The following is a 15,439-nucleotide window of genomic DNA, read 5'->3' as shown; positions in this document are numbered from 1 at the left end:
GAATGTCCGCCGCATCCGAACCTTTCGTCCCTGCCCCTGGGCTTGGCAACCCGCACCTGCAAACATTGTGGGGGCCGTTATGGCGGAAGTCCTGCCCCATCGATCGCGAACGGGAGCGGCTGTGGCTGGAAGACGGCGACTTTCTCGACCTCGACTGGTATGGACCCCATAGCGCCGAGGCGCCATTGGTACTGGTACTTCACGGGCTGACCGGTTCTTCCAACTCGCCCTACGTGACCGGGCTGCAACAAGCACTCAACGACCAAGGCTGGGCCAGCGTCGCGTTGAACTGGCGCGGGTGTTCGGGGGAGCCGAACCTGCTGCCCCGCAGCTACCATTCAGGAGTGAGCGAAGACCTGGCCGCCGCCCTGACGCATCTGCGCACCCGGCGACCTCTGGCGCCATTGTTTGCCGTGGGCTATTCACTGGGCGGCAACGTCTTGCTCAAGCATCTGGGCGAGACCGGCAGCGACAGCCAACTGCTGGGCGCGGTGGCCGTTTCGGTGCCGTTTCGCCTGGACCAGTGCGCCGATCGTATCGGGCAGGGCTTCTCCAAATTCTACCAAGCGCATTTCATGCGGGAGATGATCGCCTACATGCGCAACAAACAGCGCCAATTCCAGCACGACGGACGCCAGGAAGGGCTTGCGGCCCTGGCCGCGCTGGGCTCGCTGGACAATATGCGCACGTTTTGGGATTTCGATGGGCGCGTCACCGCGCCCCTACACGGATTCTCGGATGCGGCGGACTATTATCGTCGCGCCTCCAGCCGCTATTTCATGGCGGGGATCAAAACGCCGACCTTGCTTATCCAGGCCGCCGACGATCCGTTCGTATTTCCCCACAGCCTGCCCGCCCCTGAAGAGTTGTCAGCGTCGACCCGGCTTGAATTGCATGCCCGAGGCGGACATGTCGGATTCGTCGACGGGACGTTACGGCGTCCCGGCTACTATCTGGAACGACGCATCCCCAAATGGCTCGCCACCCTGGGCCATGGCTGACGATTCGCAAGCGAGAAAACTTTTCTGGGAGCGAGCTTGCTCGCGATAGCGACAGATCAGCGACATGACTGATACACCGCCATCGCGAGCAAGCTCGCTCCCAATTGGTTGTAGGTGCCTCGTTATTCGCCCTTCGCCACGCCCCGCCGCGGATCATTGATCCACTCGCTCCACGAGCCGGCGTACAGCTTGCCCAACGGATACCCTGCCAGGCACAAGGCGAACAGGTTATGGCATGCTGTCACGCCCGAGCCGCAATAGGCCACCAGGCCGCTCGGCGAGCGATCGCCGAATTTTGCGGCAAAGCGCTGCTTGAGCTGGTCGGTCGGCAGGAACCGCCCATCGGCGCCAAGGTTATCGGTGAAGGCCGCGCATTGCGCGCCCGGGATATGCCCGGCCACCGGATCGATCGGCTCGACCTCACCTTTGAATCGCGGCAACGCCCGCGCATCCAGCAACGTCATGTCCGGCTGGCCGAGACGTTGTTGCAATATGTCGGCATTGACCAGCAGATTCGCGTCCGGCGAACCACTGAAGGAGCCGGCCTGGATGGCCGGCGGATCGAGACTCAGGGGCAAACCGACCGTGTGCCAGGCCTTGAGGCCGCCGTCGAGAATGTAGACGCCCTCGCGCTTGCCCAGCCAGGCCAGCAGCCACCAGGCCCGGGCAGCGTAGGTACCGGGACCATCGTCGTACAGCACGACGTCACTCTCATTGTTGATGCCCCAGGTCTGCAGACGCGTAACCAAGGCCTCAGGTGCGGGCAAAGGATGGCGCCCGGTCACGCCTTTGACCACCGGACCGCTCAGGTCGCGCTCAAGGTCCGCGTGAGACGCACCGGCGATATGGCCTTCGGCATAACTGCGCTGGCCGTAGTCCGGGTCCTCCAGGGCAAAACGACAATCAAGGATCACCAACCCAGGCTGTGATCGCCTCTGTTCTAGGGCCTGGGGGCTTATGAGTTGCGCGATGGGCATGGTGAACTCCTGTGGCTGAATCAAGCAGGTCCGATCCTTATTGCCCTTCCTCCAGGGTCTGGGCCAGGGGGACATAAAATTCTTTGAACAACGCATCCACCGCTTCACGGGCCTGGTCAGTCACGAAACCCGCCTCGAGCACCAGGACCTGGTATACGCCACGCTTGATGGCTTGTTCGCTCAAGTGGCTGGAGTTTTCACGGGTCGTGCACAGGAACCGTACCCAGGACGTGAGGATGATCCAGGCGTTGAGGGTCAGGGATTCGATCTGCACGCGGTCCATCTTCAGGATACCGGCTTCGACGAAGCCCTCGTAGATGGCGGTGCCATGGATCAGGCAGCGCTGGGAAAAACGCCGATAACGCGCCGCAAGTTCCGGGTCGCTGTCGAGCAGGTGTTCCAGGTCGCGATGCAGGAACCGGTAACGCCACATCGCCGACAGCAGCTCTTGCAGATAAAAGCGCTTGTCGTCCACCGTGGCCAGGCGGCCTTGGGGCGGGCGCAAGAAGCTGTCCACCAGGTTTTCATACTCACTGAACAGCACGGCGATGATCGCCTGCTTGTTGGGGAAGTGGTAGTAGAGGTTGCCGGGGGACATCTCCATGTGAGCGGCAATATGGTTGGTGCTGACGCTGCGCTCGCCCTGGCGGTTGAACAACTCGAGGCTGTTCTGCACGATGCGCTCGCTGGTTTTCATTCGTGGGGCCATGGCTTGGGCTTTAATAAAAAGTGATCGAAGGGCATCTTACGACCTATCGGTCACAGGATAAAACCCAAGGGATTTACAGAGGCTCATTTGACTTTCTAGAGCATAAGCTCTAGAAAACACCGATTCCAATAATAATCCGGTGCCCGCCATGCCTGCCGATGTCGCTTACCTGCACGAGTCTCAACAGCAGCTGGACGAGCTCCAAGCGCTCTTCATCGCCCAGCGCCAAGCCTACGCGGCTCACCCGATGCCACCGGCGGCGCAGCGACTGCAATGGCTCAAGGCATTGGGCGAACTGTTGAGCAATGAACGGCAGGCCTTGATCGACGCCATCAGCGAGGATTTCAGCCACCGCAGCGCGGACGAAACATTGTTGGCCGAGCTGATGCCGAGCCTGCACGGTATCCATTACGCCAGGCGACACCTCAAAGGCTGGATGAAGCCCTCTCGACGCAAGGTTGGCCTGGCCTTCCAGCCGGCATCGGCCAAAGTGGTCTATCAGCCGCTGGGGGTGGTCGGGGTCATCGTGCCCTGGAACTATCCGCTCTTCCTGGCCATAGGGCCTTTGGTCGGAGCCTTGTCGGCGGGCAACCGGGTGATGCTAAAACTCAGCGAATCGACCCCTGCCACCGGCTTGTTGCTCAAGCAACTGCTGGCCCGGATATTTCCCCAGGACCTGGTGTCCGTCGTGCTTGGCGAAGCAGACGTAGGCATCGCGTTCTCCAGGCTGCCGTTCGATCACCTGCTGTTTACCGGCGCCACCAGCATCGGCAAGCACGTCATGCGTGCGGCCGCGGAAAACCTGACGCCCATCACCCTGGAACTGGGCGGAAAATCTCCGGCCATCGTTTCCGATGACGTCCCGCTTGAACACGCTGCCGAGCGCATCGCCTTCGGCAAGACCCTCAACGCCGGGCAAACCTGTGTCGCACCGGATTACGTGCTGGTGCCGCAAAACCGTGTCGGGGCGTTCGTCGAGGCCTATCGCGAGGCCGTACGCGGGTTCTATCCGACGTTGATTGACAACCCGGACTACACCGCCGTAATTAACGAACGACAACTGGCGCGGCTTAACGGCTACATCGGCGATGCAACAAGCAAAGGGGCGTTGCTGATCGAGCTGTTCGAGCAAAGCCAGGGACAACGCATGGCCCACAGCCTTTTGCTCAATGTCACGGACGACATGACGGTCATGCAGGACGAGATTTTCGGGCCGCTGCTCCCCATCGTCCCTTATGAGAACCTCGACCAGGCATTTGCCTACATCAATCAGCGACCTCGCCCCTTGGCGCTCTACTATTTCGGCTACAACAAGACCGAACAGAATCGCGTACTCGACGAAACCCATTCCGGCGGCGTCTGCCTCAACGACACGCTGTTGCACGTGGCCCAGGACGATATGCCGTTTGGCGGTATTGGCGCCTCGGGGATGGGGCACTACCACGGACATGAGGGGTTCCTGACCTTCAGCAAGGCCAAGGGCGTGCTGGTCAAGCAGCGGTTCAACGCGGCGAAACTGATCTACCCGCCCTATGGAAAGCCGTTGCAGAAACTGATCCAGAAGCTGTTTATCCGCTAACCAGTGTCTTCCCGGGTAATAACAATAATGAACCCAAGCCTGACCGATAAGCCCGTCCTGTCACGACGCGGTTTACTGCAACTGAGCTTCGGCGCCAGCGCCTTCCTGGCCACGGTGGGATTGGGCGCCAGCCTGAGCGGCTGCTCCTCCAGCCAACCGGCCCTCGGGCTGGCGGCATTGCGCGACAGCGACTTGCCGTTCTTGCGTGCCGTGATAGCCGTCATGCTCGACGGGGCCACAACAGCTGGAACGCTCCCCGCCGCCACCGATGCCACGCTGCAAAGCCTGGATCGAGGGCTGGCGCACCTGTCGCCCGCCATGCTCAAGCTAACGCACCAGCTATTCGACGTGCTGACGCTGGGGATTACCCGCGGGCCGCTGACCGGGATCTGGGGCGCGTGGGAAAACGCCAGCGCCGATGACATTCGACAGTTTCTGACGCGGTGGGAAAACAGCTCGCTGAGCTTGTTGCGCCAAGGCCACGGCTCGTTGCTGCAAATGGTGATGATGGCGTGGTACAGCCGGCCCGAGTCCTGGGCCCATTGCGGGTACCCGGGACCACCGATGGTTTGAAAGCCACAGTGGACTCCAGCGCCGTCCATAACAACAAGGGACCCCTAGCATGCCCGTACCCGACCCGTTCCGTGAAGGCCTCGCCCGTGGCTGGACCACCTACAACGGCGCGCAACTGAGCCAGGACCTCACGCTGGAAGCGGACGTGGCGATCATCGGCAGCGGCGCCGGCGGTGGCACCACGGCGGAAATCCTCAGCGCCGCCGGTTACAAGGTATTGCTCATCGAAGAAGGGCCGCTGAAGACCAGCCACGACTTCACGCTGCGGGAGGACCAGGCCTATACCAGCCTGTACCAGGAAGGCCTCGGACGCATGAGCAAGGACGGCGCCATCACCATCCTCCAGGGACGTGCGGTGGGCGGCACGACGTTGATCAATTGGACTTCAAGCTTGCGCACCCCAACGCAAACCCTTGAGCACTGGGCGGCCGAACACAACGTCAAAGGCCACGGCCCCGCCGACATGGCCCCTTGGTTTGAACGGATGGAACAACGCCTCGGCGTGGCACCCTGGATGATTCCACCCAACGCCAACAACGACGTGATCCGCAAGGGCTGTGACCAATTGGGCTACGCCTGGCATGTCATCCCACGCAACGTGCGAGGTTGCTGGAACCTGGGATACTGCGGCATGGGCTGCCCGACCAACGCCAAGCAATCGATGCTCGTCACCACCATACCCGCCACGCTGGACAAGGGCGGCGCGCTGCTTTACCTCGCGAGGGCTGAGCGTCTGGTCATCAAAAACGACGCGGTCGTCGGCTTGGATTGCCTGGCCATGGACGAGCATTGCGTGGCACCGACCGGGCGGCGCATCACGATCAAGGCGCGGCATTATGTATTGGCCGGCGGCGGTATCAACAGCCCTGCCCTGCTGTTGCGCTCCGAGGCACCGGACCCGCACGGACGGCTGGGCCAACGCACGTTCCTGCACCTCGTGAACATGTCGGCCGGCCAGTTCGATGAAGTGATCAACCCGTTCTACGGCGCTCCGCAGTCGATTTATTCGGATCATTTCCAATGGCAGGACGGCGTCAGCGGCAGGATGTCGTACAAGCTGGAAGTGCCGCCATTACATCCCGCCCTTGCCGCCACGCTGCTGGGTGGCTTCGGCGGCGAAAATGCGGCGCACATGGCTCACCTGCCCCATACACATGCCATGCTGGCGTTGCTGCGTGACGGCTTCCATCCGGATAGCCCCGGCGGCAGCGTCGAATTGCGCAGCGACGGCACGCCAGTGCTCGACTATCAGCTGTCGCCCTACGCCTGGGATGGCCTGCGCCGGGCATTTCACAGCATGGCCGAAATCCAGTTCGCCGGAGGCGCCCGGGCCGTGATGCCCCTGCACAGCGATGCCCATTATGTGAAAACCCTGGCGGAGGCCCGCGAAATGATCGACGGGCTTGATATGGTCCTGTACCGCACGCGCCTGGGCAGTGCCCATGTCATGGGCGGCTGCGCCATGGGAGAAGATCCGAAGGCTGCCGTGACAGACAGCCTCGGCCGACATCATCAATTGGGCAATCTCTCCATTCACGACGGCTCGCTGTTCCCCACCAGCATCGGCGCCAACCCGCAATTGTCGGTGTATGGATTGACGGCACAACTGGCGACATCCCTGGCCGAACGTCTGGAAAAACCTTGAAAACATGGATTATTCGCAGCGTCTATAGTGCTTTCTTCGTCAACAGCCGACTTGGCCGGCCGAGATGGCTGCGATACCATCCGACTCCCCAACGGACTCCCGCCAGGACGACGCGATGAACCGAGTGTTGTACCCAGGTACCTTCGACCCTATTACCAAGGGCCATGGCGATCTGGTCGAACGCGCCTCGCGCCTGTTCGACCATGTGATCATCGCCGTCGCCGCCAGCCCGAAGAAAAACCCGCTGTTCCCGCTGGAACAACGAGTGGAGCTGGCCCGCGAGGTCACCAAGCACCTGCCCAACGTGGAAGTGGTCGGTTTCTCGACCCTGCTCGCGCATTTTGCCAAGGAAAAGAACGCCAACGTGTTCCTTCGTGGCCTGCGAGCGGTCTCGGATTTCGAGTACGAGTTCCAATTGGCGAACATGAATCGCCAGCTGGCGCCGGACGTCGAGAGTCTTTTCCTGACGCCGTCGGAACGCTATTCCTTCATTTCTTCGACGCTGGTGCGAGAAATCGCGGCCCTGGGCGGCGATATCACCAAGTTCGTCCACCCGGCGGTGGCCGACGCGCTGACCCTGCGCTTCAAGAAATAACCCCTACGGGCGACGATCCCTAACGCGGCTCGACAGTCATGCGTGCGCAGTCCATCGCGCCCGCGTGCACTGCGCGCGTGATTGCGGCACAATTGCGTCTATTCGTTTTCAACTGCCCGGGCCCTACGCCCCGGCCGGAGTCTGCATGTCCCTTATCATCACCGACGACTGCATCAACTGCGACGTCTGCGAACCCGAGTGCCCGAACGAGGCCATTTCCCAAGGCGAAGAGATCTACGTCATCGACCCGAACCTGTGCACCCAGTGCGTCGGCCATTACGACGAACCCCAGTGCCAGCAAGTCTGCCCGGTGGATTGCATCCCGCTGGACGAGGCTCATCCGGAGACGGAAGAACAGCTGATGGCGAAATATCGCAGGATTACTGGCAAGGCTTGAGCTTCTGGACGGCCTTGCCGGCCCTATCGCGAGCAAGTGATTTATTTCTGCCACACAGCAGATCCCTGTGGAAGCGAACCTGCTCGCGACAGGGCCATCAGCCACACCACAAATGCACACAAGTGACGATTCACTCCTGCCGCTCGAACCCCTCACCGATACACCCCAGGCATCGCACGAACGTGGCCTTCGCCGGGTCCACCACCAACGCCTTGCCCGCATCGCCCACGCCGCCGCCCAGCGCGGTAAAGGGCAACGACACGACAAACGCGCCGGCGCCGATCACAGTGGCAGCGAGCAGCAGCGGTCGCGCGATCAGCAAGTCGCCGATCATGGCGTAGGCCGGTGGGTTCTGGATGGTGTAGCGCGGATCACCGCTTTCGGTGTTTGCGAATACAGGCAAACCGACACTCAGCGAGAGCGCCAGAACGACAGGTCGAATCAGACTCATGGGTGCGATCCTTCGGCTAAATCAATATGACTACTGACTATAGACCGTAGGACGAATCAACTCTGGCAGCGTGGACACCAGACACTCGCTCGCTGCCCCAGGCGGATCTCCCGCAGCCCCGTGCCGCACATCTTGCACGTCTGCCCGCCTCGTCCGTACACGAACAATTCCTGCTGGAAATACCCAGGCTGGCCGTCGCCGCCAATGAAATCCCGCAGCGTGGTCCCGCCGCGCTCGATGGCATGGGCGAGGATGCGCTTGATCTCGATCGCCAGTTTCAAATAGCGCGCCCGGGAAATGCCCCCCGCTTCGCGGCGCGGGTCGATTCCGGCGGCGAACAGCGCTTCCGTCGCATAAATATTGCCCACGCCCACGACGATCGCGTTATCCATGATGAACGGCTTGACCGCCATCGAGCGGCCGCGGGAAAGCTGGAAAAGCCGTTCGCCGTCGAACAGATCGGTCAGCGGCTCAGGCCCAAGGCGGATCAGGAGTTCGTGGTTGAGCGGATCAAGACTCCAGAGCATCGCGCCGAAGCGACGAGGGTCGGTGTAGCGCAGAGCCAGGCCCGACTCCAGTTCGATATCGACATGCTCATGCCTCGCGGCGGGCATGCCGGTTTCAACCAGCCGCAAATTGCCGGACATGCCCAGATGACTGATCAACGTGCCGGCTTCGGCGTTGATCAGCAAATACTTGGCCCGCCGTTCCACTTGAACGATGCGCTGCCCGGAGAGGCGCACATCGAGGTCTTCAGGAATCGGCCAGCGCAAGCGGTGATCGCGCACCACCACGCGGCTGACCCGCTGCCCCTCGAGATGTGGCGCGATTCCGCGGCGAGTGGTTTCGACTTCCGGCAGTTCTGGCATGGGGTTCTCGAATCAGGCGAAGACTGGCATTCAACGACTGGCCAGGTCGCGTATTTCCTGTTTCTGGGTCTGGAAGTCATATTCCGACAACCCGATATAGTCGAGCACCAGCGGTCCGACGCATTCCCACTCGTGATCGTCGGCCTGGTTACCCAGCACGCGGTGGGACGCGCAGATGTTTTCCGACATCTTCAGGATCGCCAGCAGGTTTTTCAGCGGGCAGTTATTGCGCGCATTTTCGTCGCTGAAGATCGCCAGGGCGTTGTGGTGATTGGCGATGGCCTGGCTGACATGGTCCGGCAGGCGCCAGGACTTGGACGTGTAGTAACCGACCACGGCATGGTTGGTATTGAACACACGGTTTTCGGTGTCCACCACCCGGCATTCGGCACTGGCGTTGGCGTAGGCCTCCTCCAGCACGCTCATGTAGGTTGGGAACTGCTTGAGCATCAGCGGCACGCCACAGTCGTGGAACAGCCCGAGGGCGTAGGCTTCGTCACCATTCTGCATACCGAGGCGCTTCGCCAGGGTCAGGCAGGTCATCGCCACGTCCTGGGCGGTGTCCCAGAAACGATTCAAGGTCACGATGGTGTCGTCGTGCAACTCTCCCTTGATCGATTGGGCATTGATCAGGTTGATGATCGAACGGCTGCCCAGCAGGTTCACCGCGCGCTGGATCGAGGTGATCTTGTTGCTCAAGCCGTAATACGGCGAATTGACGATTTTGAGCAAGGCCCCGGAGAGGCCCGGATCCTGGGAAATCAGCTTGGCGATGGTCTCCAGGTCCGGATCGGGCATGTACTGCTCCATCTGCAGATCCACCATGATTTGCGGCTGCGGCGGGACGCTGATCCCTTGCAGGGACTGTTGGATCTGTTCGGTGGAAAGCTCTTTGGACATGGGTACGCACTCTGGGCCAGGCGGGGATTCTAACCCTTAAAGATAAATCCGGCACACCGCCGGGTAGACCGGCGGAACTTTCATTCAAGCCTCGGCTTCGGATTTTGTAGGACCGACAACCAAGCCTGCATACCGGCTTAGGTCGGCAGCTCACCCACTCAGCTTGAGGAGATTTTTCATGCCCGGCTCCCTGAATGACAAACGCGTGGCCATCCTGGTGACAAATGGTTTTGAACAGGCCGAACTGACCGGTCCGAAGCAGGCGCTGGAGCAGGCCGGGGCCAAGGTGGAAATCGTTTCGGCCAGCGAAGGCCAGGTCAAAGGGTGGAACCATGACCAGCCGGCCGACGATTTCCAGGTCGACCTGACGTTCAAGGCCGCCAATGTCGAGCAATACGATGCCGTGGTGCTGCCCGGTGGGGTACAGAACTCCGACACGATCCGTATCGACCCCGACGCCCAGAACCTGGTCAAGGGCTTCGAGGCGGCCGGCAAGCCCATCGCAGTGATTTGCCATGGCGGCTGGTTGCTGGTGTCGAGCGGGCTGGTCAAGGGCAAGACAATGACCAGCTACAAGACCCTCAAGGATGATTTGACCAATGCCGGCGCGAACTGGGTCGATCAGGAAGTGGTCAAGGATGGCAAACTGATCAGCAGCCGCCAGCCTGATGACATTCCTGCTTTCAACCGCGAGCTGATCAGCGCGCTGTCCGCCTGAAGCCGTTACATTGCGGCGAGGCGAGCGTGCTCCTTCGCCGCATGTCCAGCACAAGCCCCGCAACGGTTGCAACACGGTATACTCCCGCTCTTTTTTCCGGAGCGACGTCATGTCCCTGCCTAGCCTGCGCCTCAAAGCCAACGCCGACCGTCGCCTGCGCGCCGGCCATTTGTGGGTCTACAGTAACGAAATCGACGTAGCCGCCACCCCGTTGCACGGTTTCAAGGCTGGCGACCAGGCCATCCTGGAGGCTGCGGGCGGCAAGCCACTGGGCATCGTCGCGATGAGCCCCAACAACCTGATCTGCGCCCGATTGCTGTCCCGTGACGTGAAGCTGCCCCTGGACAAATCCCTGCTGGTGCATCGCCTCAACGTGGCGTTGTCCCTGCGCGAGCGCCTGTTCGACAAGCCGTTCTATCGCTTGGTCTATGGTGATTCCGATTTGCTGCCGGGCCTGGTGGTCGACCGTTTCGGCGACATCCTGGTGGTCCAGATCGCTTCCGCCACCATGGAAGCCCATAAAGACGACGTGATCGCCGCCCTGACCCAGGTCCTCAAGCCAAGCGGCATCCTGTTCAAGAACGACTCCGCGGCCCGTGACGCCGAAGGCCTCGAACGCTACGTCGAGACCGTGTTCGGCCTGGTACCGGAATGGGTCGCCCTGGAAGAGAACGGCGTGAAGTTCGAAGCCCCGGTGATGGAAGGCCAGAAGACCGGCTGGTTCTATGACCATCGCATGAACCGCGCGCGCCTGGCGCCGTATGCCAAGGGCAAGCGCGTGCTGGACCTGTTCAGCTACATTGGCGGCTGGGGCGTGCAAGCCGCCGCGTTCGGGGCCAGCGAAGTCTTCTGCGTCGACGCATCGGCATTCGCCCTTGACGGCGTGGAGCGCAACGCTGCCCTGAACGGCTTCGCCGAACGGCTGACCTGCATCGAAGGCGATGTATTCGAAGCCTTGAAGGAGCTCAAGGCCGGCGAGGAGCGTTTCGACGTCATCGTGGCCGACCCGCCCGCCTTCATCAAGCGCAAGAAGGATCTGAAGAACGGCGAAGGCGCCTACCGACGCCTCAACGAGCAAGCCATGCGCCTGCTCAGCAAGGACGGCATCCTGGTCAGCGCTTCGTGCTCGATGCACTTGCCCGAGGACGACCTGCAAAACATCCTGCTGACCAGCGCCCGTCACCTGGACCGCAACATCCAATTGCTCGAACGCGGCGGCCAAGGCCCAGACCATCCGGTGCATCCGGCAATCGCCGAAACGCGCTACATTAAGAGCATTACCTGCCGTCTGCTGCCCAACAGCTAAGGCCTTGTTGGGCGTAGCCGCTGCTGCGCCCAGCCTGCAACAATTAGAACGTCCCCACGCAGCCCAGGCTGCGTTTTTTTTGGTCGTAAGAAAAGTTACCCCTTCAGGAAGCAAATAATTGTATTAGTGGATCTTGTATGAACTATCCCACGCAATTACTGGAGCCGTCCTACCTGATATTTGCTTGCCATGCATTCGTTAGAAACTATGATTGAGCTGTCACACCGGAAGTGACAACCCATAGTAAAAAACAACACTTAACGAACAAGGAGTTTCGTCATGAAAACAATTACCCTCGAAGTCAGCAAAATCGCCAACCTGGCAGGCTTGGTGACGCCTAAAGCCCGCTAAGCAAGACGACGGGGACGCGGTTGCCGGCGCCTCGCCCCCTTCTTTCTCTTCGCCACAGCGGAAACGATGCCATGCAAATAAACCCTTGCCTGTTCATATTGGCGCGCCCACCCCATCAAGTCGTATGGAATTATGAGCAACACACCCAGTTCGAACTGGACATCTATTACGCAACCAGACTGGCGCAACTTATAAACGACCCTTCACGATTCGATCGTTCAAACCCCATCGACAGGGAATTTGCCAAAGTCGATATATTGGTCGAGGGTCGGACTAAGAATATTGACTGGAAGTGGGACGAACTCTCCAGGATCTTTCATATCGGAACAAAAAACATTCCCTGCGAGAGCGTCCCCCAGGATGTGGACGAATGGGCGACGCTTTACCTGTATCATTGCGCCGAAGTCCTCTCCTCACCCGCGCCCCCAGCCAGGACAACACCCTGTCCCGTCGGGCGAACCGTCCTTGAGCGCCCTTCATGGGATGAACTCAAAGAGGTGTCGCTGGTACGGACGCTCGTCAGCCGAAGCACCTCCCGCTCATTCCACAATCGCGCCATTTCCATTGCTCAGGTCAGCACTCTCCTTTACCTGGCCTTGGGTTACCTGAACGAACGATCATGCCCTCTCGAACGGTTCGCCGCGCGAAGAAGCAGCCCCTCGGGTGGTGGTCTTAATGCCTGCGAAGGTTATTTGTACGTGCGTAACGTCACGGGACTCGATGCGGGCCTCTATGCCTATCACCCGGACGAACATTCGGTCAGCCTGATCCGGACGCTGCCGGATGAATCCCTGGGCCAGCTGCTGTGCGGCCAGCATTTCATCAACAACCTGCCGTTCGGGCTGTTCATTACTTCGCGCTTCGACAAGCTCTGGTGGAAGTACGAACATTCGCGCGCCTATCGGATGGCTTTTGTCGAAACCGGCCATGTCTCCCAGAGCTTCCTGATGGTAGCCACCGCCATGGGCCTCGATACATGGCTGACAGGGGCCTTGGCCGACTGCCAGGTGGAGCACTTGCTCGGCCTTGAGGGAACCCCTGAACAACCGTTGTTCTTTGTCGGCTGCGGCCACGGTGACGGCCAGGTCCACTGCCGCGAGTTGATAACGTTGCTCGACGAACAGGACGCTGCGCCATGAGCGAGCAGACCTTTGTCCAGGCACCGCTTTATTCCTTGGCCGACTGGAATCGCAAAGCCGCCGTACGAGCAGGCCAGGACGACTATCGCCTGCCTGACGATCTGGAGCGGCAGTTATCGAGCCGGCACTGGTTTCCACCAACCTTCATTCCCTATGTCGAACACCCGTTGGTCATACACGCAGGTCAATCCGTTGCCCAACGGCTGGCGGCCAATCACCTGGTGTACTTCCTCGATTACACGACGATGCTGGAACACCGGATCGTCAACCGCTCCGTGGAGGCACTGGTCCATGGCGAACTGGCCGTGCCGATTCCGACCGAAATGAAAACCGCGGCCCTGCAGCTGTATACGGACGAGGGCTACCACGCACTGTTTTCCAACGAGGTGGCTGAACAGATCGCTGCCTTGTACGGCATCCAGGATCGCCCTCCGGCCAGGCGAATCGGTCGGCTGTTGGGCGTGATCCAAAAATGCCCACCCCCGGACCGCCCCCTCGCGTGGTTCCTGTTGGGGTTTGTCTCCGAAACGATCATTGCCCGTGAGCTGCTCACCCTCACCCGGAAAGCCTTGGTCTGTACGGTCTACCGCATGCTCAAAACTCATCTGCAGGACGAAGCGCGCCACAGCCGATACTTCAGCGAGGTCTTCGGCTACCTCTGGCCGATTCTCGACGCAACACAACACGAGTGGGCGGCGAGGCTGCTGTTGGAGATCATCGGGCTCTATTTCGAACCGGATATCCCCTGGTTGATGGGCAGCCTCGCCAGCGTGGGCTTCGAGGAGACGGCATCCCTTCAGGTCGTTGCCGACATCGTGCCGCCACATGCCCATGCCGCACGGGTTCGCTCAGGTGCGGTATCGACATTCGCGGCCATGCAACGAGCCGGTTTTTTTGACAATGACCACAACCGAGCGCTCTTTTGCGAGGCGGGGTTCCTTGATGGCTGACCTATCCAGTCGTCCATCTGTGGACAAGCCAGCCATCGTCGGGCTCCTGACGATGTTGACGCTGCTTGGCGTGTTTCCGATCGATGTTGTACTGCCTTCGTTTCCGGCGCTGGCTGGGCACTTTCGCAACTCATCCTCAGACATTGCCCTGTCTGTCAGCCTGTTTGCCGTAGGCATTGCGCTCTCACAGCTATTGATTGGCCCGCTTTCCGATGCCATGGGCCGCAAGACACTGTTGTTGGTCGGCATCGCCGTCTCGGTTGTCGGCGCAGCGGGGTGCACCTTGACTGACGACTTCCGGCTGTTCCTGGTTTTTCGGATCATCCAGGCGTTGGGGTGCGGTTGCTTTGTGCTCTCCCAGGCACTGGTCCAGGACCTGTTTACCGGAACGCAACAGCAGCGGCTGCGTATCTTTCTGGTCACCTGCGGCGGCGTCTTTATTTCCATCTCGCCACTGGCCGGCACTGGCCTACAAGGTTGGATGGGGTGGCGCGGCAGTTTTCTGGTGTTCATCGTACTGGCAATCGGCGCATTTGCCGGCGCCTGTCTTTTACTTGAAGGCCCGGCCCAAAACTGCCGATCCACGCGGATGAACTTCTTTGCGTCTTATCGCAGAGTCTGCGGTCATTTCAGCTTCATGGCCTATTGGCTGATTTCGGCACTCGCGTTTTCCTGTCATTTTTCATTCATTGTCATTTCGCCATTGATCTTCATCGACCAATTGCAGCTCTCGCAGCAGGCTTTCTCAGTGATGCTGCTGGGCTACGGGCTGGCCTATATCGGCGGCGGCGCATTCGCGACCATACTCGACAACCGAATCGACTCGCACACCCAGATCATCACCGGCCTGAGCCTGATCCTGACGGCGGGTCTATCGATGCTGGTGCTTTTCTACATCATTGGCCTGTCCATCACGACCGTTCTGCTGCCCATGGTTGTATGCACCACTGGCACAACGATTGCGCGCGCGGCCGCCCATACCCGGGCGATGAACACCTTTGCGGAGCAAGCGGGTACCTCCGCATCGGCGGGCAGCGTGCTGATCTTCATCACGGGCGGCCTGGCCAGCGCCGGCATCAGCCTCTCTCCCTTACCCTTGCCTTTCACGCTTGCGCTATGCCTGATCGCATTCAGCCTCCTTGGCATGACGCTCAACACGCTGGTCAGGCTTCGTCACCGAAGGTTATTGCCCGGCTGAACGCTGCCAGTCGTCATCCCGAGCGTGACATTGGCGACAGATCGGCGCTTTGCGTCATTTCATCCTGGCGCCAGCGGTGTA

General features: G+C 60.5%; 16 protein-coding genes. 11 read left to right on the top strand and 5 right to left on the bottom strand.

Features of this window, described 5'->3' with window-relative positions; all coding sequences use genetic code 11:
- The first annotated feature begins 2 nt into the window (after window positions 1-2).
- Complete coding sequence (locus DOCECA_RS23930) at window positions 3-1,001, top strand: hydrolase (protein ID WP_434561781.1); 999 nt, start codon at window positions 3-5, stop codon at window positions 999-1,001.
- Between the two features lie 122 nt (window positions 1,002-1,123).
- Here DOCECA_RS23930 and DOCECA_RS23925 read toward each other — a convergent pair whose 3' ends face one another.
- Both DOCECA_RS23925 and DOCECA_RS23920 read right to left on the bottom strand, forming a co-directional pair.
- Window positions 1,124-1,978 carry a sulfurtransferase gene (locus DOCECA_RS23925; RefSeq protein ID WP_434649748.1) on the bottom strand — a complete coding sequence of 285 codons (855 nt, stop codon included), beginning with the start codon at window positions 1,976-1,978 and terminating at the stop codon, window positions 1,124-1,126.
- 37 nt (window positions 1,979-2,015) lie between these two features.
- Complete coding sequence (locus tag DOCECA_RS23920) at window positions 2,016-2,687, bottom strand: TetR/AcrR family transcriptional regulator (protein WP_420765050.1); 672 nt, start codon at window positions 2,685-2,687, stop codon at window positions 2,016-2,018.
- A gap of 148 nt (window positions 2,688-2,835) precedes the next feature.
- Here DOCECA_RS23920 and DOCECA_RS23915 point away from each other — a divergent pair, with 148 nt between their 5' ends.
- The 5 genes from DOCECA_RS23915 (at window position 2,836) to DOCECA_RS23895 (ending at window position 7,476) form a co-directional block, all read left to right on the top strand.
- Entirely contained in the window at window positions 2,836-4,266 is a 1,431-nt protein-coding gene (locus tag DOCECA_RS23915) for a coniferyl aldehyde dehydrogenase (protein WP_434609020.1), read from the top strand.
- 27 nt (window positions 4,267-4,293) lie between these two features.
- Window positions 4,294-4,839 carry a twin-arginine translocation pathway signal protein gene (locus tag DOCECA_RS23910; protein ID WP_434701314.1) on the top strand — a complete coding sequence of 182 codons (546 nt, stop codon included), beginning with the start codon at window positions 4,294-4,296 and terminating at the stop codon, window positions 4,837-4,839.
- A 49-nt stretch (window positions 4,840-4,888) separates the two neighbouring features.
- Window positions 4,889-6,484, top strand: coding sequence for a GMC family oxidoreductase N-terminal domain-containing protein (locus tag DOCECA_RS23905; protein ID WP_445571184.1), 1,596 nt, complete (start codon window positions 4,889-4,891; stop codon window positions 6,482-6,484).
- A gap of 115 nt (window positions 6,485-6,599) precedes the next feature.
- Window positions 6,600-7,079, top strand: coding sequence for a pantetheine-phosphate adenylyltransferase (gene coaD / locus DOCECA_RS23900; RefSeq protein ID WP_007897855.1), 480 nt, complete (start codon window positions 6,600-6,602; stop codon window positions 7,077-7,079).
- 145 nt (window positions 7,080-7,224) lie between these two features.
- Window positions 7,225-7,476 carry a YfhL family 4Fe-4S dicluster ferredoxin gene (locus DOCECA_RS23895; protein ID WP_009683359.1) on the top strand — a complete coding sequence of 84 codons (252 nt, stop codon included), beginning with the start codon at window positions 7,225-7,227 and terminating at the stop codon, window positions 7,474-7,476.
- A 130-nt stretch (window positions 7,477-7,606) separates the two neighbouring features.
- Here the strand turns inward: DOCECA_RS23895 and DOCECA_RS23890 are convergent, their stop codons facing one another.
- From DOCECA_RS23890 to DOCECA_RS23880, 3 genes are read right to left on the bottom strand one after another with little or no spacing between them, the layout of a single operon-like run.
- The gene (locus tag DOCECA_RS23890) at window positions 7,607-7,927 is read right to left on the bottom strand and encodes a multidrug transporter (protein ID WP_420765054.1); all 321 of its coding nucleotides are present in this window, start codon (window positions 7,925-7,927) and stop codon (window positions 7,607-7,609) included.
- Between the two features lie 56 nt (window positions 7,928-7,983).
- A complete protein-coding gene (mutM, locus tag DOCECA_RS23885) occupies window positions 7,984-8,796 on the bottom strand; it encodes a bifunctional DNA-formamidopyrimidine glycosylase/DNA-(apurinic or apyrimidinic site) lyase (protein WP_445571183.1) in 813 nt (270 codons plus the stop codon).
- 30 nt (window positions 8,797-8,826) lie between these two features.
- Window positions 8,827-9,696: an HDOD domain-containing protein gene (locus tag DOCECA_RS23880; protein ID WP_420765056.1), complete on the bottom strand. Its 870-nt coding sequence runs from the start codon at window positions 9,694-9,696 to the stop codon at window positions 8,827-8,829.
- A gap of 178 nt (window positions 9,697-9,874) precedes the next feature.
- Here DOCECA_RS23880 and DOCECA_RS23875 point away from each other — a divergent pair, with 178 nt between their 5' ends.
- From DOCECA_RS23875 to DOCECA_RS23855, 5 genes are all read left to right on the top strand, one after another.
- Window positions 9,875-10,414: a type 1 glutamine amidotransferase domain-containing protein gene (locus DOCECA_RS23875; RefSeq protein WP_434561773.1), complete on the top strand. Its 540-nt coding sequence runs from the start codon at window positions 9,875-9,877 to the stop codon at window positions 10,412-10,414.
- Window positions 10,415-10,523: 109 nt separating this feature from the next.
- Window positions 10,524-11,720: a class I SAM-dependent rRNA methyltransferase gene (locus DOCECA_RS23870; RefSeq protein WP_434609011.1), complete on the top strand. Its 1,197-nt coding sequence runs from the start codon at window positions 10,524-10,526 to the stop codon at window positions 11,718-11,720.
- Between the two features lie 422 nt (window positions 11,721-12,142).
- Window positions 12,143-13,210: a SagB family peptide dehydrogenase gene (locus tag DOCECA_RS23865; RefSeq protein ID WP_445571182.1), complete on the top strand. Its 1,068-nt coding sequence runs from the start codon at window positions 12,143-12,145 to the stop codon at window positions 13,208-13,210.
- Window positions 13,207-14,160, top strand: coding sequence for a diiron oxygenase (locus DOCECA_RS23860; protein WP_445571181.1), 954 nt, complete (start codon window positions 13,207-13,209; stop codon window positions 14,158-14,160). Before DOCECA_RS23865 ends, DOCECA_RS23860 begins: the two co-directional genes overlap by 4 nt.
- Window positions 14,153-15,358 carry an MFS transporter gene (locus tag DOCECA_RS23855; protein ID WP_445571180.1) on the top strand — a complete coding sequence of 402 codons (1,206 nt, stop codon included), beginning with the start codon at window positions 14,153-14,155 and terminating at the stop codon, window positions 15,356-15,358. The genes DOCECA_RS23860 and DOCECA_RS23855 overlap by 8 nt, the downstream gene beginning before the upstream one ends.
- Window positions 15,359-15,439: the final 81 nt, after the last annotated feature.

Source organism: Pseudomonas sp. E102, from assembly GCF_052660185.1.
The sequence above is the reverse complement of the archived record's forward strand: the minus strand, read 5'-3'. Positions and strand labels throughout refer to the sequence as shown.

Excerpts from the sequence above, each read along its gene's own strand:
- DOCECA_RS23875 (WP_434561773.1), top strand. The coding sequence starts at position 9,875 with ATGCCCGGCTCCCTGAATGACAAACGCGTGGCCATCCTGGTGACAAAT.
- DOCECA_RS23870 (WP_434609011.1), top strand. The coding sequence starts at position 10,524 with ATGTCCCTGCCTAGCCTGCGCCTCAAAGCCAACGCCGACCGTCGCCTG.
- mutM (WP_445571183.1), bottom strand. The coding sequence starts at position 8,796 with ATGCCAGAACTGCCGGAAGTCGAAACCACTCGCCGCGGAATCGCGCCA.
- DOCECA_RS23910 (WP_434701314.1), top strand. The coding sequence starts at position 4,294 with ATGAACCCAAGCCTGACCGATAAGCCCGTCCTGTCACGACGCGGTTTA.
- DOCECA_RS23920 (WP_420765050.1), bottom strand. The coding sequence starts at position 2,687 with ATGGCCCCACGAATGAAAACCAGCGAGCGCATCGTGCAGAACAGCCTC.
- DOCECA_RS23890 (WP_420765054.1), bottom strand. The coding sequence starts at position 7,927 with ATGAGTCTGATTCGACCTGTCGTTCTGGCGCTCTCGCTGAGTGTCGGT.
- DOCECA_RS23865 (WP_445571182.1), top strand. The coding sequence starts at position 12,143 with ATGCAAATAAACCCTTGCCTGTTCATATTGGCGCGCCCACCCCATCAA.
- DOCECA_RS23930 (WP_434561781.1), top strand. The coding sequence starts at position 3 with ATGTCCGCCGCATCCGAACCTTTCGTCCCTGCCCCTGGGCTTGGCAAC.
- DOCECA_RS23905 (WP_445571184.1), top strand. The coding sequence starts at position 4,889 with ATGCCCGTACCCGACCCGTTCCGTGAAGGCCTCGCCCGTGGCTGGACC.
- DOCECA_RS23855 (WP_445571180.1), top strand. The coding sequence starts at position 14,153 with ATGGCTGACCTATCCAGTCGTCCATCTGTGGACAAGCCAGCCATCGTC.
- DOCECA_RS23915 (WP_434609020.1), top strand. The coding sequence starts at position 2,836 with ATGCCTGCCGATGTCGCTTACCTGCACGAGTCTCAACAGCAGCTGGAC.
- DOCECA_RS23860 (WP_445571181.1), top strand. The coding sequence starts at position 13,207 with ATGAGCGAGCAGACCTTTGTCCAGGCACCGCTTTATTCCTTGGCCGAC.
- DOCECA_RS23880 (WP_420765056.1), bottom strand. The coding sequence starts at position 9,696 with ATGTCCAAAGAGCTTTCCACCGAACAGATCCAACAGTCCCTGCAAGGG.
- coaD (WP_007897855.1), top strand. The coding sequence starts at position 6,600 with ATGAACCGAGTGTTGTACCCAGGTACCTTCGACCCTATTACCAAGGGC.
- DOCECA_RS23925 (WP_434649748.1), bottom strand. The coding sequence starts at position 1,978 with ATGCCCATCGCGCAACTCATAAGCCCCCAGGCCCTAGAACAGAGGCGA.
- DOCECA_RS23895 (WP_009683359.1), top strand. The coding sequence starts at position 7,225 with ATGTCCCTTATCATCACCGACGACTGCATCAACTGCGACGTCTGCGAA.